The sequence below is a fragment of the Flavobacterium davisii genome (assembly GCF_019565505.1).
GTDB lineage: Bacteria > Bacteroidota > Bacteroidia > Flavobacteriales > Flavobacteriaceae > Flavobacterium > Flavobacterium davisii.
In genome coordinates this window covers 2,529,179-2,548,186 of sequence record NZ_CP067378.1, presented here as the reverse complement: position 1 = coordinate 2,548,186, position 19,008 = coordinate 2,529,179, and the positions used below count along the sequence as shown (strand labels likewise).

Here is a 19,008-nt window from a genome sequence, read left to right as displayed (position 1 = left end):
AAAATGTTTGTTAAAAATTGATTTTTAATGAGATAAAAATATTTCGTCCCATTCTATTAATATTTCCCCAATCAGCATACGTACTATAATTTTCATTAAGTATGTTTTCTGCTCCTGTTTGTAATGTTATTTTGTATTTATCAAAAGGTATTGTATAATCTACAGAACTATTCCACAATAAGTATCTAGGTGTCCTATCTTCTCCATATAACGAACTGTAATGCACTTGATCAAGATCGCCGTTTATAGAGGTTCTTATTCCAAAATTACAATGTTTATATTGTATAGAGCTTAAATAAGTTAAGGGTCTAATAAATGGGAGATTAATTCCATTCTTGTCGATTCCTCTTGCGTAAGCTAATACTACTTCCCATCGGATATGTTCGTCTATATTATAAAAGGTATTAATAGCTATGTTATAAAGTTTTGCATAATCTAAGGAGGTATACCCTTTAACTCCTATAGATTGATAATTCATAGGACTTCCTATATTGAGGATTTCGCCAACAATATAGTTTTTAATATAAAAATAATTAATCTTGGCTTCTAGTCCTATCGTATTATTTTTATACCCTGAAGTTGCATTTACTTCATAGGAAATTTCATTTTTCAAGTCAGGATTTCCTATATAATCGTATCGATCAAAACTATTATAAATATAGTAGCCATATCCTTCTGAAATAGAAGGGGCTCTATGACCATATCCTGTTCCTACAGAGAAATGATATGCTTTTTTCTTGTATTGATAGTTTACATTAATACTAGGCAAAATTCTGCTTTTTTGTTGGGAACTATTTGGATAAAAAATTCGATTGAATTCTACATATTTAGAAAAATTATGATTAATACCTAAAGAAGCGCCAAAAGAAATTTGATGTTGTTCTAAAAAATCCCAAGAATTTTGCATAGCTAAACTTGCAAATTTTGTGGTTACCCAAGGCCAAGTATAAGCAAACATGGTTCTTTTACTTCGATCTTGAGGGTACATTCTCATTTCTGCAATGGATAAATTATTATACGCATTGAATTGTACTTCTGAAGAAAATTGATTTTTTTTCAAATTGATTTTAGAAATCAAACCATAGGTTGTACTCCATCCGAGGCATATCCATGTGAACTAAATTTTCAGGTCGAGTCGTATCATCCATATAATGTTCAATCGCATTAAAGTATACTTTAGTATCCCATACTTTAATTAATTTTTCATCAAAAAGTTGTTTATAAGCAGCGGATGTTATAAGGGTTCTTGAAAGAGATAAATCCATAGGTAAAGCGGGAAATCCTACATTTTTTGCTATATCAAAAACGGCATCTACTTTTAAAGATGAAAGGAGTCCTGTTTTATAAGCCATACCTAATGAGGAATTAAATTTGGTATATTGGGAGTGTTTTACTTCTCTATTGTTACCATCAAAATAATTCCCTGCTTCTCTATAGGCCATACTTCCATCCAAAACAAATTTATTATTGGTAAAAGCTATATTACCTAGGTTAAAAGACTGACGATTATTGGATTCAAATCCTCCTTGATAACTCCCTATTATTTTTGTTTTTTCAGTAAAAGAGCTACTTTTTCTAATTAAATTGATATTTCCCGCAATAGTAGATCCATGCAGTCCTCCTTGCTGTCCTGATTTTATATCAATCGTAGCTAAATTATTTATTTCTAAATAGGATGTAACGGGATCCATCTTATCTGTACAAGCTCCAAAAATGTGCATCCCATCAATCGTAATTGTGGAACGCTCACTACTCATATTATTTAATAATGGTTCCCAAGCATACGCCCCTCTCTTGATAAAAGAAATAGTATGAGAAGATGCTAAAAATTCATCTATTGAAACGGCTAATTTTAGGTCTGTTTCAATTTTCTTTTTTTCTGAATTTTCTTCAAATAAATTTCTTTCATTCTTTTTACAGAATCCTTACTGACTTCTATACTTTGTGCATTTGCAAAAGAACAAAGGGTAACAATTATTGGAAATACTATTTTTTTCATAAGATATTAGAATAGAATATCCATAAAAAGATCACTCTTGAATCCTTGAACTCCGGGCGTAAAGTCTTTCGGAACATTTGATCCTTTTATCAACTTTCCTTTGGTATCTAATAAGATCAAATTAAGCGTCCAATTGCCTGTCATTGTATAATTTACAACACCATGATAAAAACCATCTTGTTCTTGTGTTAAATCTTTATTATTAGGTGAAGAATGATTTCCCATAGAGGGTTCTGGCATCCTTGGATCTAATTTTAAAGTATAATCTTTAACTTCAGTAAAAGAGTATTGATTTGGGTTTAACATTGTTGGTTGATTATATCTATAAATCCCCGCAATCAGCTCATTTTCTGATACTTTAGGTTTTTTAGGACCTATTAAAGCTATATAATATTTTTCTCCATCATTCCCTATAAAAGTGGTCATATTCAGGTTTTTATTGTCTTGAGAAAAAACCGATATAGTTTGGGTACCACTTATCAATTGGTTATTAATTGTGATCTTAATATTTATTTGCCAAGCTCCTTTATCATTTTCATCTGTAAAAACAGAATATCCTGCAAAATATCCTTCTGCTGATTTATATTCCATATTAGATTGATGAGGACAAGATGATTTTGTATCATTTGTCGATATCATAATTGGTAAAAAGATACTGAAGTAGGAACAACTGCTTTATTTGTTTTTGAATCAATAACTTTTACACGAATCTCATTATATCCTTTATAAAAAGTTCCGTTTAATGATTCAATACAAATATTATAGTGCTCTACTTTTAAAGAAGTTACTTCTCTAAAGGCGGAATATTCAGTTACAACTGTTGCTATTTCTGCTTCATAATCTGTTTTTTCCAATGTACAAGAAGTGATTGTATATAGCAATACAACACTCCAATACTTCAGAAATTTCATAGTTTTTAGATAATTAATTTAAACAAAGTACGACAAGTCAATACTAATTGTATAGCTTGTTGTTATTAATGTAAATCAACACATTTAAAAATTACCTAAAAGATGGGAGGTTTAAGGATAAAGTGTTTGGTCAGAAGTTTATATAAATTTATATAACTATTGAATTGATGGATTAGTATATAAGTAGGTTTTATAAACTCAAACTGGAAAATGGTTTGACAAAATAAAAGTTCATATTGTTCTGAAAGAACATTTTTTTTGTCAGGTGTTGGTTTTTCACTTTCAGAGGCTTTTGCTAACTCTTTCATTAAGTGACATTTTCCATTACATTTTAATACGGGTTTATCTTTATTTACACATAACACTTTAGCTATGTAATCGTAATTTACGACATAGTCAATAACTGGCATTATAGGACGCAACAGTATCGAAAAAGCTAATATGATATATAATCCTTTCATTATTAAAGTACAAATGTATACAATTTACACGGGCATTACTAAATTTTTGCTTTTTACTTATATAAAGATTTTAATTTAAAAAAATTATTTAGAAAGGGAACACAACAAATGTCATTTAATCTTCATTAAATTCTTATGATATTTATCATTTTACGAATATTCTTTTTAGATTGTGAACTTTAAGAAATTGGCTACAGAAAAATTACAATTAAAAACCGCCCCATCTTATAAAACTTCCTAAAATTAGCATGGCAATGCCTATTAGTGTTACTAATATGATATGAACTGCCATTAAAATAATTTTTTCAGGAACTAACTTCGGAATAATAAATAATCGTGCATGAATAGCTAGAATTAGAGTTAATACGAGTAATAATAATTTCATTGATATTACTTTTTCGATATTAGATTCAAAAGAAAAGCAACTTGTAAAATTCACATTATATTGATAAGCCATTAACACTCCTGTTCCTACTAGAATTAATAAAGCGGGAAGCCCTATGGGTTCATACTGTTTTTCAAAATTTTTAATAATTTCAATATTTCTATTTTTTAATGCTTTTGGTAAATATCTAATAGATAAGATTAAATGCCCTCCTACCCAAATACTAGCGGCTAACAAATGAATTATTAGTAAAAAATGATGTATCATAATTATTTAATTTAAAGTTAGAGAGATTATTATAAGTCTTTGCTTTTAAATTTTTTTAATGAAATAACAAAAGGGATCAAAGCCCAAAAACCAAGGAGTAAAAATGAAATTATTAGCCCCCATGTCGTTCCAAAAAAATCTTTAAAAATAGCTCCTGTATAGCCCATCATGGCGGAAACATCTAAATGCAATAAAATTTGAATTCGAGCTAAATCTATTGGGCTAAATGCTGTAATTCCAACCATAGCATTTTCTATTGGATATTCTGAAAATTGGAATAATAAAAAAGAACCAATCCGTCAAATAGAACTGAAAAATATAACCATATCATGATTGCTAGTCCTATCCCTTTTGTTTTATCTCGAGTAAGGATTGTACTTAAAAAAGCGAGGGAAACAAAAATTATGGTTAGTAAGGTTCCTACAACTAACATCATCATTCCTACCCTATCAAATGAATTTATTAACAAAGGGATTCCTGCTCCTATAAAAAAGGCGATGACTAATGAAAATGATATTCCTAAGTATAGATGATACCAAATTTTTTCTCGTTTAATGGGTTGACTTAATAATAGTTCTATAAATTCTGTACTATTGTATAAATATATCGTTGCAAACAAAATGGATACAAGAGGAACTGTAAATAAAATGACATTTAAAATAGTTAAAATCCCTTTTGATGAATTATCTTCTAAGAAAAAGGAACTCCAACTTAAAATAGATAGGATAAGGGTATAAATTAAGACAATTTTATTCTTGTAAATATCTTTTATGATGATTTTTAGTAGTGAATTCATCTTTCTAATGTATAACGAACTTTTTGTTGTCTTGATTTTGTTTTAGAATTTTTGCAATAGCTTTGCTCATTTTTTCTTCCTTTGTCTGATTTTTTAATTCATTCATGCTATTATGAAATTGTATTTTTCCTTCTTGCATAAAAATGATGTGTGTAATTAAATCATCTAACTCGCTTAATATATGGGAAGTTATGATAATCAATTTTCCCTTTTCTTTTTCTTTCATGATTTTTTCTTTTAGTATTTCAGATGCTAAAGGATCTAAACCTGCTGTTGGTTCGTCTAAAATTAGAATATCAGGATTAAATAAAAAGGCTAAAACAGCACTTACTTTTTGTGTAGTTCCACCTGACAATGTGTTCATTGGTTTATCAAATATTGTTTGAAGTTTAAAAGAATGAAGTAATTCTTCATCTAATTTTTCTTTTGAATTTCTTAGTTGTTTTATCATTTTTATAACTTCAGATATGGTTAATCCTTCTGGATATTTCCCTATTTGTGGCATATAACCTATCTTATTTCGATATAAAAAATCTTTTTGTATGGATTTATTATTTACAAGAATAGTTCCTGAATCAGGTATAACCATTCCTAATATTGATTTAATTAAAGTTGTTTTTCCACAACCATTAGGTCCTATGAGTGCTACACAATTTCTTCTTTCTAATGTTACAGATATGTCTTTTAATACTTCTAATTTTCCAAATTTTTTATTACAATTACGAATTACAATCATAAGGGCAAAGATTTTATTAAAGGTTTTTTATCAACGAAATTATCAGGTGTAATAGTTGGTATAACTTTTTCTGACTTATCTAAAAGAGTAATCATAAAACTTCTATACAAGAGCATTACTGATGGTGTATTTTCTGTTAAAACAGCAAATAAGCTTAATGGATGATAGGGTATGTCTCCTAAACCATCTTTATTAATATCATATCCTTCATATTGATCCCAATAATTTTTATCGAACGTGTTTAGTATTAAACTTCCATTGGTACTGACATCGAAGGTGTTTTTAATAAAATTATTATTGGTTATCATATTATCCATACAACTGGCTTGAATTTTCATTCCCCAGCCATTATCTCTAAATTGATTTTTTTCTACTAGAATTCGAGAAGTTCCTTCCATATAAATACCAGAAGTATTACTAACAAACTTATTATTATATATATAACTATCTGATATTTCTTTTAACAATAATCCGTAAGCGGAATCACCCCAATTTTCTTCAAAATAATTATTAATCATTTTGACGTTTTTAGTAAACATTACGGCTACTCCTGCTCCATTATTTTTAAAAATATTTGTTATATAAGCATCATCATTAGAAAACATAAAGTGCAATCCATAACGAATGTTGTTGTTTGAAATATTCCTCCAAATAACAGAATTTGTTACAAATTCAAAATAGATACCATCTCTATGACCTTGTATTGTATTACCTATAATTCTTAAATTTTCACTTTTCCAACAATGAATACCATTTCCTATAAGTTGTTCTTCTTTTCCGTAAGCTTTTATTTTATTATTTTTAATTTGGCAATTTTTTCCATTTTGAATATAAATACCAAAAAAATTATTATCTAAAATGTTATTTTCTATTGTAACATTTTCTTGATCATATACTCTGATTCCGCAAGGATCTTTGAGTGCTGCAAAGCCAGAATTAATGATCTTAAATCCTTTTATAACTACATTATTAGCATTAATTGAAAATATTTCAAATTTATTTTCTCCGTCAATTACAGGGAAGTCTTTCCCTATCAAAACAATTCTTTTTGTGATAAGGATATTTCCTTCTCGATATAGTTTTTTAGGAACTATAATGGTATCATTATCAATACTTTTTTCTATCGCTTTTTTAATGGAATGATTGACTATAATTGTTTTTGCTAAAGAATTTTGCAAACAAATCAGAGCTAAAACCACACATATTTTCATCTGTATAGTTGAGCTAATTCGTTCCAATTTAATATAACTGTATGGCATTTTTCTTGATATTTTTTGCTTTTCTTTAAATTTGAGAAACAGGCTATATTACCATTCATAGGGCTTTTAAAATCTTCATGTTTTATAAAAAAGGCAGTCTCGGCAGATATCATATTATTATTTGAATAATCTGACACATAGATTTTTTTTATTTTTATATCTGTTTCATTTAAATATTGAAACAAGCAAGATAGATCATCAAATTTATAGCATCTTCCTTTATTTGTAATTATTTCATTGGAAAACTGAGGACTTGAAATAATCATTTTACAAAATTCGCATGAATCTACATTTAACTTTATGGGTTTTGGTTTATCAGAACCACATGAAAGAAAGAAAACAAAATTCAAACACAATAAAATCTTATATCTTAACATGGGCATATTTTTCTTTAATAATAATCAATAACAGTAAAAATCCAATCGTTATTAACATCCAGCCTCCTGCATCTGGAATAGAATAGGCTCCAAAATTTAACAGTTGTTTATATCCTATCAATGGTGGTTGATAAACCATTCCGGTACTTTTATTGCTGCATTAGGATCTAAATTATGCCCATATTCATAATTCCAACGATAAAAATCTATTGCTGATACAATAACGAATAAAAAATAAAGGGCTAAAAAGGATTGTACGTATTTTATTTTATTTAAAAATGGTAATAGCAATGTAAAAAGTCCAAAACCTAGCATAATATAAGTAAGGATAGAAAATTCAAAAAAGTTTTCTGTATGAAGGGTTGCCATTCCTATATAGTGATTTAAACCGTTTATTATATCTACATCTCCCCCTATTTTATGAGTATATAATCTTAATACTAATCCTTCTGGATATTGAGGTGCATCCAATTGTATTTGCCATAATGGAAAGAAAACGGATAAGATAAAGAGTCCTGATACCGTTATTAGGAGTACTTTTGATACGAATGATAATTTTTGATTTTTCATTCTAAAAAATATTAAGGTAATAATACAAACTGTCTAAAGGAATAGACTTTAATTGTTAAATTCTATAAACTTAGACAGTCTTGTATGTTTTATTATTTTGTATTAGGTAAATTGGTTCCTAAACTATAAGTTACAGGTACTTTACTATTTGCAGGAGATACTCTAACATAACCTTGCATTTCTTGATGTAAAGCACTACAAAAATCAGTACAATACATTGGGTAAATTCCTACTTTTTTAGGAATCCACTTTAAAGTAGTCGTTTCACCGGGCATAATAAGTAATTCTCCATTATCAACTCCTTTTATTGCAAAACCATGTGGGACATCCCAATCTTGTTCTAAGTTTGTAACATGAAAATAAACCTCATCTCCTAGTTTTATTCCTTCAATATTATCGGGAGCAAAATGCGATCTGATAGAAGTCATATACACATGAACGACATTTCCTTTTTTTACAACTTTAGCTTCTTTTTCTCCTTTTGTAACAAAAGGATGATTATTATCTGCCATTTTATAGAACTTCAATTGTCCATTATTCCTAATTAAATCTGCTGGTGCTGCTTGGGCATAATGCGGTTCTCCTATTGTAGGAAAATCTAGAATCATTTGCATTTTATCTCCACTAATATCAAAAATTTGAGCAGATTGAGCTAATTCAGGACCTGTTGGGAGGTATCTATCTTTTGTAATTTTATTATAGGCTATTAAATATTTACCAAACGGTTTTTTACTATCTCCTCCAGGAATACACAAATGACCGACAGAGTAATAGGTAGGCACTCTATCTAATATTTTTAATGTTTTCAAGTCCCATTTTACTACTTCTGATGATACGAAAAATGTGGTATAAGCATTTTCTCTACCATCAAACTCTGTATGCAAAGGACCTAATCCTGGTTTTTGTACTTCTCCGTGTAGAGCGGCTTGGTACTTCAGTACATTTATTCCTTCAAAATTTCCTTCAAAATTTTTATTATTGATAGCATTTATTATTTTATCAAAACTAAATACAGGTACTAATGCAGCTAATTTTCCTGAACCGACAATATACTCTCCAGAAGGATCAACATCACAACCATGAGGCGATTTAGGACAAGGAATCATGTAACAAATATCTTTTAGTTCTGTTGCATCTAAAACCATAACTTCATTTTTAATCACTGAAGTAGCTGAATGTGTCTTTTCATGCCATTTATTATGAGCATATTTTACACTTTGTTTCTTGGCTTTTCCTGCCTTTAGATATTCTTCTGCTTTTTTCCAATTTACTGCCATTATGAAGTCTTTATCTTTTTGCGAAGCATTAACTTCTAATAGTGTATTAGCTTGTTCTGTATTGTAACAAGAAAAGAAAAACCAACCATGAGATTTACCTTTACCAGCATGAGATAGGTCAAAATTTACACTGGTGTTACAATTTGAAAAGCCAGATCCATTTCGCCTTCCTTACCTACTTTAACAAAACTTATATGTCCTTTAAAATTTCTCTTAAAAGTATTAATCTCAACATCACCATTTGCATAATCTGCTGGCACACTAAATCGTGTTCCTGCTACTACATATTCTGTGTTTTCGGTAATAAAGGGAGACGAGTGATTTCCTCCTGAATTTGGTAATTCAATTATTTCTGTTGTTTTAAAGGTTTTTAAATCAATACGGGCAATACGGGGTGTATTATTAGCGTTACCAAAAACCCAACGTCCATCAACTTCACCGTTTGTTTGTGATAATTCGGTATGATGCAAATCGTCCCAAGGAACGAATCCATTAGAAGTGTTTAACATCGGTTTGGTTTCTTCACTATATCCCCATCCTTTTTCAGGATCTACTGAAAATACGGGGATGACTCTAAACAATCGTCCACTTGGTAATCCATAAACGCTTAACTGTCCACTAAATCCTCCTGAAACAAAGTTGTAAAATTCATCGTATTTACCGGGTGCCACATAGGATTTTTGAGCAGCATCGCCACTTACAGCGTCAACTGAACTTTTAGGTTTACAAGAAAAAATGCTTCCTGCTACTAAAATGAATAATCCTAGTTTTGAAATATTCGCATCCATAATTCGCTTTATTTAACGCCATCATTTTTACGCATATATTCTAAAATATTTCTAGCGTCATCATCTGTCAGCCCTTGATTAGGCATTCTTACTAAACAAATTTCTAACTGTGCCTGAAGTTCAGGATCTTTATCAATCATCGGATCTGGATTGGTTATAAAATTCATGATCCATTCTGGTTTTCTCCTTTCTGTTACGCCTTTCCAACCGGGTCCTACTAATTTTTCATCTGTAATTTTATGACAAGAAATACATTTAACCGCAGAAACTTTTTCTCCTTCGGTTGCTTTTTTAAGATCCAATGCTCCTAATTCAATCTTATCAAATTTTCCTTCTCCTCTATTAGGATCGTATGATGAGGCATCTGAATCGGATCCTTCTTTAACTACTTGTTTTTCTGTTGGTTTTGAAAAATCGTCTACTTTCCCTTCTTTCTTACCACATGAAAATAGTATTGTTAAACCTAACATGATTAATGAAATTCGTTTCATAATTTTTCATTATTTATAATTATTATACAAATTTCTTACGAAGATATCTTATCTCTTATGACTCTGATCATAAAAAAGATAATTGAATCTTTGTATACTAAAAAAGCGCGATGATATCACCGCGCTTTTTTAGTATATAAAACTATTTTTTATAATTTTTTTGAAACTTTATCAATGGCTTGAATTGTAAAATCTAAATCTTGATATGTTAAAGCATCTGTTATAAACCATGTTTCATAGGCTGATGGGGCAATGTAAATGCCTTCTTGTACTAATCCATGAAAGAAATCTTTAAAATACTGATTATCTCCCTTTTTAGAGGTTTCAAAATCAACTACCTCAGCCTCATCAAAATGAACTGAAATCATAGATCCTACACGGTTAATTGTATAAGGGATATTATTTTTAGTTAACACCTCTCGAATTCCTTTTTCTAAATAAGCTGTTTTTTGATCTAAACGATTAAATATTTCAGGATCTTCATTTAATGCTTCTAACATAGCTAATCCAGCTGCCATAGCTAAAGGGTTTCCGGATAGCGTACCTGCTTGATAAACAGGACCTAGCGGTGCTAAATAATTCATAATCTCGTTTCTTGCTGCAAAAGCACCTACTGGTAGTCCACCGCCTATTACTTTACCAAAACAAACAATATCAGCTTTGATATTAAATAATTCTTGTGCTCCCCCTTTTGCTAAACGAAATCCTGTCATTACTTCATCAAAAATTAATAAAGTACCATGAAGGTCACAAGCTTCTCTTAATGCTTGTAAAAAACCTTCTTTAGGAGGAACACATCCCATATTTCCTGCAACTGGTTCTATAATAATAGCAGCTACTTGATCCTTATTGGCTTCTAATAAAGTTTTTACATTATCAATATCATTATAATTTGCTAATAAAGTATCTTTAGCTGTTCCTTGCGTTACTCCCGGGCTATTAGGTGAACCAAAAGTAATAGCTCCACTGCCTGCCTGAATTAAAAACGAATCGGAATGCCCATGATAACAACCCGCAAATTTAATTATTTTGTCACGATTTGTAAAACCTCTTGCTAAACGAATGGCACTCATACAAGCCTCTGTCCCAGAATTAACAAATCGAATTTTATCAATATTAGGTACCATAGAAACGGCTCGTTTTGCTATTTGCGTTTCTAATTCGGTAGGCATTCCAAAAGAAGTACCTTTTTGGGCTTTTTCTATTACGGCTTTTACTACGGGTTCATAAGCATGTCCCAAAATCATAGGCCCCCAAGAGTTGATATAATCGATTAAACGATTACCATCTTCGTCATATAAATAAGCCCCTTTGGCCTCTTTTACAAAAATAGGGGTTCCCCCTACATACTTAAAAGCGCGTACAGGTGAATTAACTCCTCCTGGAATAACCTCTGCCGCTTCCTGAAATAACTGACTGCTTCTTTGATAAATCATTTTGTTCCTAATGTTTATATCTAGCCCCGACGAAAAGGACGTTCTGTAATTATGTAATGATTAGATCAAGTTTAAATTAATTAATACTCATAATGTCATACACGTCATACAACGGGAAACTACGTTTAAAAAATAGTCCTAAAAAGGACTCTTAAAAGATTATTAATGTTTGTCCAACAGCAATTGCATTATCTATTAGATTGTTTTTTTGCCGAATTTGTTCTACTGTTGTACTGTATTTTCTAGAAATAGCATATAAGGTTTCTCCTTGCATTACGGTATGCGTAGTTCCTTTAATAGGCATTTCTATTATTGGATCGGATTTTGTTAAAACTTTTACTGTATCCTTTACTTCAGATATTAATTCTTTTGATGTAGGTGCTTTAACTACTGTTTTTGTTTCTTTTTCTATAATGTCTGTTTTAGGTGAAGGAATAAAAACAAAACCTAACACCTTAGAATCATATTCATGAAGTTTATAACGTTCTATAATAGATATGAGTTTTTCTGGATATTTAGGATCAGTTGCATATCCTGATTTTTTTAATCCATACGCCCATCCTTTATAATCATAGGGATCCAGCTTAAATAAAGGGGCATACCAAGAACGAGAAGTTAAGAATAATGAATGGTCACGATAGGAATGAGTTGGATCATCATATTTCCTAAAACATTCCTGCTCAGCATCATCATCATAACGTACATATTCGCCTGCCCATTCCTTATGACATTTAATTCCAAAATGATTATTAGCGGTACGACAAAGAGTACCTGTTCCTGCACCTGACTCTAAGATACCTTGTGCTAAGGTAATACTGGCTGGCACTTTATGTTGTTTCATATTATTCATAGCTACATCTTTAAATTGCATAACATAACTATTGACGATCTCAGGGGTAACTTTCACTTTTGATGTTGCTACCAATTCCTCAGATTTAGCAGAATTTTGATCTTTTACTATTTCTTTTCCTAACTGATTACCTTTATTTTGTGGAGAAGTATGTACTACTTTTTTAGTAGTTTGAATCTTCGGTTTAGAAGTTCCACAACTAACTAAAAAGACCATTAAAAGGGGATATAATATTTTTTTCATGAAGCAACTTTATTTAATACTTTTAGCTATATAATTCAAACGAACTCTTTTAAAATTTATTTTTCTTTAAAAAAAACTCATTGATACTTAAAACATATAAGCCAATACTTTTATACACTCATTTTTTAGATAATCTATTTTCCTTATAAAAGTAAAACTCAAAATTATTCATTTTTTAAACTATTTGCATAATGAATCAATGTTTTATTTTTTTTTGCTAGTAATTGATTCATTCCTTCTATACCTTGTAAGCCTCCTGTATGAATTGTCAAAATTTTTGTTCCTGACTTAAAATAACCTTTATGAATCATATCTATTATACCAAACATCATTTTTCCTGTATAAATCGGATCTAGAGGTATAGCTGTTTGAATGTAAAAATCATTGATAAAATGAATCAATTCCTCTGTCACTTTTCCATATCCTCCAAAATGATAGTCGTTTATCATATCCCATTGCTTTCTATTTTGTACCCATGACTGAACTTCCTCTTTTAAAAAACTATTTTTTAAAGCAGGAAAACCTAATATTTTCTGATGAGATAAAGCACTATTGATTATTCCAGAAATAGTACCTCCGGTTCCTACTGCTGTGCCGATATAATCATAAACTTCATCTGATTTAGTAAGAATTTCACAACATCCTTGAACTGCCAATTTATTAGTCCCTCCTTCTGGCAGCCAATAACAACTACCATATTTAGACTGTATCTTAGTTTTCAATTCTATACTTTCTTTATCTCTATATTGTTCTCTTGTAACAAACTCAAATTTCATTCCGCATTTTTGAGCAAACCGTAAGGTAGGATTATGATCTACTTCCTTCCAAAGCTCTTCTCCTCTAATTACTCCTACACAATTTATCCCTTTTTCTTGACAAGCAAAAGCAGTAGCCGCAATATGATTAGAAAAAGCACCTCCAAATGTTACTAATGTATCATAATGATTATTTTCTAAATAATGTAAATTATACTTAAGTTTTCGGTATTTATTTCCTGAGATAAAGGGATGAATTTGATCCTCACGCTTAATAAAAAGCGTGATTTTTTCGGGTAACGAAATATCTATTTTTTGAATTGAACTTTTCACTTGGTAAAGGTATATATTTTTAAAAATTAAGCAATTAGACTATTTGATTTAAAAAAAGTGTAAGAAATTTTATATAAAAAAAATGTCTTATTAAAAAAACTATCTCAAAATCAAATATTTAAACAAAGACTAGTATTCATAAAGCTTTTCAAAGGAAGAAGTAGAAAAAAAATTAAACAAAAAAGAAAATCGTTTGTAGAAAAAAATCGACAAAAGCCATTTTGTATTTAAATAAATTGGATTTTATTACAACAACCTATAATTTTACTTCCTGAACGACGTATAATATACGTAAATATCTCCAAAAAAACAAATATTTATGAAAGAATTTTACTCTGCAAAGAAAAGATATTTTTTTCTTACATTATTTTTAATTCTGTTTATAAATGGAATTAAAGCTCAGGTATCATCTTATACTTTTTCGGAAAGTAATGGAACTTATAATTCGATATCAGGTACAGTTGCAATAAATTCAGGATGGGATGAAAATGTAGCTACAAACATCCCTATAGGTTTTTCTTTTAGCTTTAATAATTTAAGCTACACTACTTGTAGTATTAGCAGTAATGGTTTTATTACTTTTGGTAAAACAAATCCTACTGAATCTTTATACAATCCTATATCATCATCAACTGCTTATAGCGGCGCTATCAGTGCGATTGGAACCGATATGGCCGATTCAGGAGCAAAAGCAATAACCTATTCTACAACAGGAACTGCTCCTAATAGAATTTTTACTATTCAATGGGATGATGCTAAAAGATATACTAAAAATGGAACTTTTGATTTTCAAATAAAATTATATGAAACCACTAACGTTGTTTCAATTATCTATGGATTTTGTTCGCCAGTTGGTCTAAGCTCAACTGACAACATAAATGTTGAAGTTGGATTAAGAGGTGCTACCAATACGGACTTTAATAATCGAAGTAAAACAACTCATTCTAATTGGGCTTTAACAACCACAAAAGGAACCGTAAACACCAACACTTGTACAACAAATAACTCAAGTACTCCATCTAATGGTTTGACTTTTACTTGGACTCCTATTTCTTTAACACCCTGTTCTACCCCTACAACACAACCTTCTAATTTAGTTCTAGCACCAGACAGCACAACAGTAATTGGAAATTTCACAGCAGCAAGTCCTTCCCCTAATAGTTATTTGGTTATACGTTCTAGCACAAACATTAAACCTGATGTAGCAAATGGAACTGTATACACAATAGGATCTACTCAATTAGGCTCAAATTATACAATAGTAAATACTAATTCTAATACCTCTTTTAACGATAGCGGATTGACACCTAATACAACCTATTATTATTATATTTATTCTTATAACAATACTAATTGTTCCGGAGGTCCTAAATACAATACGCTAAATCCTTTATCGGCAAACGTAACTACTAATTTTACATACTGTATCCCTTCTTCTAATAATAATACTCGATACATAAATAGCTTAGAATCTGTAGGTACTGTAACAACATACGCTAATAACAATACTGGTTACTCTACAAATGGTTACGGTAATTACAAACATATCAACCTATTTACACAAGTACAAGGAGGTGGTGTAAACCTATTGGCTACCCTACCAGATAAACCATATAGCCAACATATAAGAATTTGGATTGATTGGGATGTCAAAAATGGTATTTTTGATACTAATGAATTAGTTTATACTACTGGTGGTACGAAAACAGAACTAAAAAATACACTTGGTTTTAAGATCCCTAGTACGATACCAGCTGGGACTTATATTCTTAGAATTAAAACTTTTTCATCTAATTTTGTAGATCCTTGTGGAAATTATGACGATGGAGAAACAGAAGATTATACTATAACAATATTACCTTACTGTGTTGCTAAAATTAGTGCTGCTACATCAGGAAGTAATTGCGGACCAGGAACTATTACCTTACAAGCATACGGAACAAGCAATATTACTGAATTTAGATGGTATGATTCAGTAACTAATGTTCTTGCAGGAACTAGTCCTAGCATAATTGTTTCTGGACAAGCTACTACTACTTGGACAACTCCTTTTTTAAACACAAGTAAAATATATAATGTTAAGGGCTACAATGGAAGCTGCCAAAGTTTTTATAATACTTATGTAAATGCTGAAATAAAATCAACAACAGACATTAATTTAAATGCTTCAGCTCCTAGCATTTGTGGCGAAAATTCCCAAGTAAAAATTACAGCATCTGTTGGAGAAACTAAAATTAATTTATTAACCGAAACATTTTCTGAAGCTGATATTTCAGACACTAATTTTCTTGTAACGCAAACACTTAGTAAATCCTTTTCTAATGCTACTTGGAAATTATATGAAAGTCCATCAGTACCTATCAATACTACTGTCTTTAAACCTGCTATTAGTTCAGGAAATGCTGACGATAGATTTGCCTTAACCACCTCTGATTATTCTGAACTTAGAATGACTAGCAGAATGACAACCAAAAGTACTGTTTCGACGGTTGGGTGTAGTAGTGCTACCTTAACATTTAGACATTACTACTCTGATTTTGACAATACAGATACGGCAACTATTTTCTATTCGACACTTGCTTCACCTGATCCTACCAATAGTTCTCATTGGACACAATTAGTACAATATAATTCTGATCAAGGATTAGCGCATTCTTTTGCATCTGCTAGTTATCCATTACCTATTGATGTTGAAAAATTATCCATCAAATTTGAATATAAAGGTACTTGGGCTGAGGGTTGGGCTATTGATGATGTTTATATAAATGCAACAAAACCTTTTATTCCTAATTATTTATGGAGCAATACATCAGGTATAATATATATTGATACAAACAACGACAACATAGGAGACACTCTTTACACAAATCAAAATGTAAGCAGCGTTTATTTTGCTCCAAGTGGTTCTTCTATAGAATTACCTTCTTGGTCAACATCTGTACAATCATTAACGCCTAATGGATGCCTATCTACTGTTCCTATTTCTATTACAAATGGTACACGTACATGGAAAGGAACCATAAACAACCGTTGGGATATAGCAGAAAACTGGGCTCCCGCTGTTATTCCTGATTCTAATACTTGCGTAATTATTCCTAGTACAGCAAAAATTATCGGTACTGGATACACTGGATATGGAAAAAATCTAACAGTTAAATCAACAGGAAATTTAGAATTACAGGCCAATAATAATTTAATTATTACAGACTGGATGGATATAAAAAGTGGAGGTGTTTTCAATGTTCGTAACAATGCCAATTTTGTTCAAAGAAATGACACTCCTTCCTCTTCTAATACTATTTCAGGAACCTTTACTATGGACAGGACTGCAACTGGATTAAAGCTATTTGATTATATTTATTGGTCTTCTCCCGTAAATAATTTCCCTATTACAAGTGTATCTCCAAGTACTCCAACTAACAAAATTTATCATTGGGTAACAACTCACCCAAATCCTAATGGTTTTGGTTTTGGCAACTGGTTTAATACAACTGAGAATATGCAAGCAGGAAAAGGTTATATTGTTAGAGTAGCTAATAACAACCCTACATTCTCAACTACTTTTACAGGAGCACCAGCAAACGGTATCGTTACTAAAACTATTACAAGAGGTCCTTATACAGGAAGCGACTATAAAGGAGCTACTGGAAATTTCATAACCAATTTGGATGATAACCTAAATTTAATTGGAAATCCATATCCTTCTGCTATAGATGCTATTAAATTTTTGACCGAAAACCAATCATTATTAGAAGGCGGAATTCAAATTTGGACACATAGAGGAACAATATCAAAAAATAACGCTTCTCCATATTACCAAAATTTTTCCAATAACTATTCCTCTAGTGATTATTTAACCTACACCAAATTAGGATCTAGCTCAGGAAGTAGTACAGGAGCTGACACAGGTTTTAACGGAAAAATAGCTGCTGGACAAGGATTTTTAGTAAAAATGAAAGATGGTAATGCTCTAACAAATAATATCATTTTTAAAAACAATATGCGTTTTGATGATTCAAACAATGCTTATAACAACAGCCAATTCTATAGAACAACGAATAACCAAAAAGAAAGTCAACCTGATCGAATTTGGATCGATTTGGTTGACAGTGTATCAAGTAGCAGCACTTTTTTAATTGGTTATGCAGAAGGTGCCACAGCAGAACAAGATTTTCTTTTTGATGCTAAAACAGATTATGAAGCTCCTCTAAAAGCTTTTTCAATACTAAATGATGATGCCTTCATCATTCAAGGAAAAGGAATTTTTGACATAAATGATAAATTTAGTATAGGATATCAAGTACCCACAAATGGCCATTATAAATTTGCTATATCAGAAGTAGATGGCTTATTTAAATCTACCAATCAAAAAATATATCTTGAAGATTTATTAACAAATACTACGCATGATTTAACCACAAGCCCTTACGCATTCACAAGTGAAAAAGGTCTATTTAAAGGACGCTTTATAATTAAATATGCTAAAGAAACATTATCCAACCATGATGTAGAATACGACAATAGCGTAATTATTCATGGAACAGATGAATTACACATTAAATCAGAGTTATTTAATTTAAAAAATATTGAAATTTATGATCTTTTAGGGAAAACTCTATTTCAATCAAAAGACATCAATCAAAAAGATACTTTACTTAATCTAAAAAATACTCAAAATGTAGTATTAGTAAAAATAACTCTTGAAAATGGTGCAATAGTAACGAAAAAGATCATTTACTAAAGATATTTTAAAAATGCCCAAAAGGACCTCTTCTTTAAATAGTCGAGGTCTTTTTCTTTCTTATAAGCTTCTCTCTCAAACGATATATTATAGTACGCTTTATGTTGATTCCTAAATTGTAACAATCGAAACAAATATTCTAATCCATACCAAACAAAAAATAACACAATCAACATCTCTTTTTGTTGACGAATATGAATACTTTCATGGTTTATAAAATATACATCTTCTTTATTCTTTTCATCCCTTATAAAAACAAATGGAAAAAAAGTAATTCCATGAAATCCTCTAGGTGTTAAATATTTAGATACTATAAAAAACATATACACAAAA

17 protein-coding genes and 2 pseudogenes are annotated in these 19,008 nt (G+C 30.4%); 1 reads left to right on the top strand and 18 read right to left on the bottom strand.

Annotated elements, in window-relative coordinates; translation table 11 throughout:
• Window positions 1–10: 10 nt before the first annotated feature.
• The 17 genes and pseudogenes from JJC05_RS19075 to JJC05_RS12065 form a co-directional block, all read right to left on the bottom strand.
• Window positions 11–1,999 (bottom strand): annotated as a pseudogene (locus tag JJC05_RS19075) (TonB-dependent receptor plug domain-containing protein).
• Window positions 2,000–2,005: 6 nt separating this feature from the next.
• Window positions 2,006–2,638 carry a FixH family protein gene (locus tag JJC05_RS12125; protein ID WP_258928850.1) on the bottom strand — a complete coding sequence of 211 codons (633 nt, stop codon included), beginning with the start codon at window positions 2,636–2,638 and terminating at the stop codon, window positions 2,006–2,008.
• Window positions 2,635–2,910 (bottom strand): hypothetical protein, encoded by a 276-nt coding sequence (locus JJC05_RS17470; RefSeq protein ID WP_258928848.1) that lies wholly within the window; start codon window positions 2,908–2,910, stop codon window positions 2,635–2,637. Before JJC05_RS17470 ends, JJC05_RS12125 begins: the two co-directional genes overlap by 4 nt.
• Window positions 2,911–3,005: 95 nt before the next feature.
• On the bottom strand, window positions 3,006–3,371 hold the full coding sequence (locus JJC05_RS12120; RefSeq protein ID WP_240668991.1) for a hypothetical protein: 366 nt from the start codon (window positions 3,369–3,371) through the stop codon (window positions 3,006–3,008).
• A gap of 208 nt (window positions 3,372–3,579) precedes the next feature.
• Entirely contained in the window at window positions 3,580–4,023 is a 444-nt protein-coding gene (locus JJC05_RS12115) for a CopD family protein (protein WP_374226303.1), read from the bottom strand.
• 29 nt (window positions 4,024–4,052) lie between these two features.
• Window positions 4,053–4,268 carry a hypothetical protein gene (locus JJC05_RS17465; protein WP_258928845.1) on the bottom strand — a complete coding sequence of 72 codons (216 nt, stop codon included), beginning with the start codon at window positions 4,266–4,268 and terminating at the stop codon, window positions 4,053–4,055.
• 8 nt (window positions 4,269–4,276) lie between these two features.
• A complete protein-coding gene (locus tag JJC05_RS12110; RefSeq protein WP_258928843.1) occupies window positions 4,277–4,819 on the bottom strand; it encodes an ABC transporter permease in 543 nt (180 codons plus the stop codon).
• 4 nt (window positions 4,820–4,823) lie between these two features.
• Window positions 4,824–5,555, bottom strand: a complete 732-nt coding sequence (locus JJC05_RS12105; RefSeq protein ID WP_105196129.1) for an ABC transporter ATP-binding protein — start codon at window positions 5,553–5,555, stop codon at window positions 4,824–4,826.
• A complete protein-coding gene (locus JJC05_RS12100; protein WP_258928841.1) occupies window positions 5,552–6,793 on the bottom strand; it encodes a nitrous oxide reductase family maturation protein NosD in 1,242 nt (413 codons plus the stop codon). The genes JJC05_RS12105 and JJC05_RS12100 overlap by 4 nt, the downstream gene beginning before the upstream one ends.
• Window positions 6,763–7,080 (bottom strand): nitrous oxide reductase accessory protein NosL, encoded by a 318-nt coding sequence (locus JJC05_RS12095; RefSeq protein WP_235877461.1) that lies wholly within the window; start codon window positions 7,078–7,080, stop codon window positions 6,763–6,765. Before JJC05_RS12095 ends, JJC05_RS12100 begins: the two co-directional genes overlap by 31 nt.
• A gap of 97 nt (window positions 7,081–7,177) precedes the next feature.
• Window positions 7,178–7,330, bottom strand: a complete 153-nt coding sequence (locus JJC05_RS17460) for a hypothetical protein (RefSeq protein WP_258928838.1) — start codon at window positions 7,328–7,330, stop codon at window positions 7,178–7,180.
• Window positions 7,309–7,761 carry a hypothetical protein gene (locus tag JJC05_RS12090; protein ID WP_258928836.1) on the bottom strand — a complete coding sequence of 151 codons (453 nt, stop codon included), beginning with the start codon at window positions 7,759–7,761 and terminating at the stop codon, window positions 7,309–7,311. The genes JJC05_RS17460 and JJC05_RS12090 overlap by 22 nt, the downstream gene beginning before the upstream one ends.
• 92 nt (window positions 7,762–7,853) lie before the next feature.
• Window positions 7,854–9,826: pseudogene (gene nosZ / locus JJC05_RS12085) on the bottom strand (Sec-dependent nitrous-oxide reductase).
• 8 nt (window positions 9,827–9,834) lie between these two features.
• A complete protein-coding gene (locus JJC05_RS12080; protein WP_105196125.1) occupies window positions 9,835–10,317 on the bottom strand; it encodes a c-type cytochrome in 483 nt (160 codons plus the stop codon).
• Window positions 10,318–10,466: 149 nt separating this feature from the next.
• Entirely contained in the window at window positions 10,467–11,753 is a 1,287-nt protein-coding gene (hemL, locus tag JJC05_RS12075; RefSeq protein WP_105196124.1) for a glutamate-1-semialdehyde 2,1-aminomutase, read from the bottom strand.
• Window positions 11,754–11,904: 151 nt separating this feature from the next.
• Window positions 11,905–12,846 (bottom strand): glucosaminidase domain-containing protein, encoded by a 942-nt coding sequence (locus JJC05_RS12070; protein ID WP_105196123.1) that lies wholly within the window; start codon window positions 12,844–12,846, stop codon window positions 11,905–11,907.
• 164 nt (window positions 12,847–13,010) lie between these two features.
• The gene (locus tag JJC05_RS12065) at window positions 13,011–13,934 is read right to left on the bottom strand and encodes a 1-aminocyclopropane-1-carboxylate deaminase/D-cysteine desulfhydrase (RefSeq protein WP_105196122.1); all 924 of its coding nucleotides are present in this window, start codon (window positions 13,932–13,934) and stop codon (window positions 13,011–13,013) included.
• A 319-nt stretch (window positions 13,935–14,253) separates the two neighbouring features.
• Here JJC05_RS12065 and JJC05_RS12060 point away from each other — a divergent pair, with 319 nt between their 5' ends.
• The gene (locus JJC05_RS12060; RefSeq protein WP_235877460.1) at window positions 14,254–18,675 is read left to right on the top strand and encodes a RemA C-terminal-like gliding motility protein; all 4,422 of its coding nucleotides are present in this window, start codon (window positions 14,254–14,256) and stop codon (window positions 18,673–18,675) included.
• On the opposite strand, the gene JJC05_RS12055 is transcribed toward JJC05_RS12060, so the two are convergent.
• Window positions 18,672–18,998: a hypothetical protein gene (locus JJC05_RS12055; RefSeq protein ID WP_105196120.1), complete on the bottom strand. Its 327-nt coding sequence runs from the start codon at window positions 18,996–18,998 to the stop codon at window positions 18,672–18,674. The two genes, JJC05_RS12060 and JJC05_RS12055, sit on opposite strands and share 4 nt — an antisense overlap.
• Window positions 18,999–19,008 lie beyond the last annotated feature (10 nt).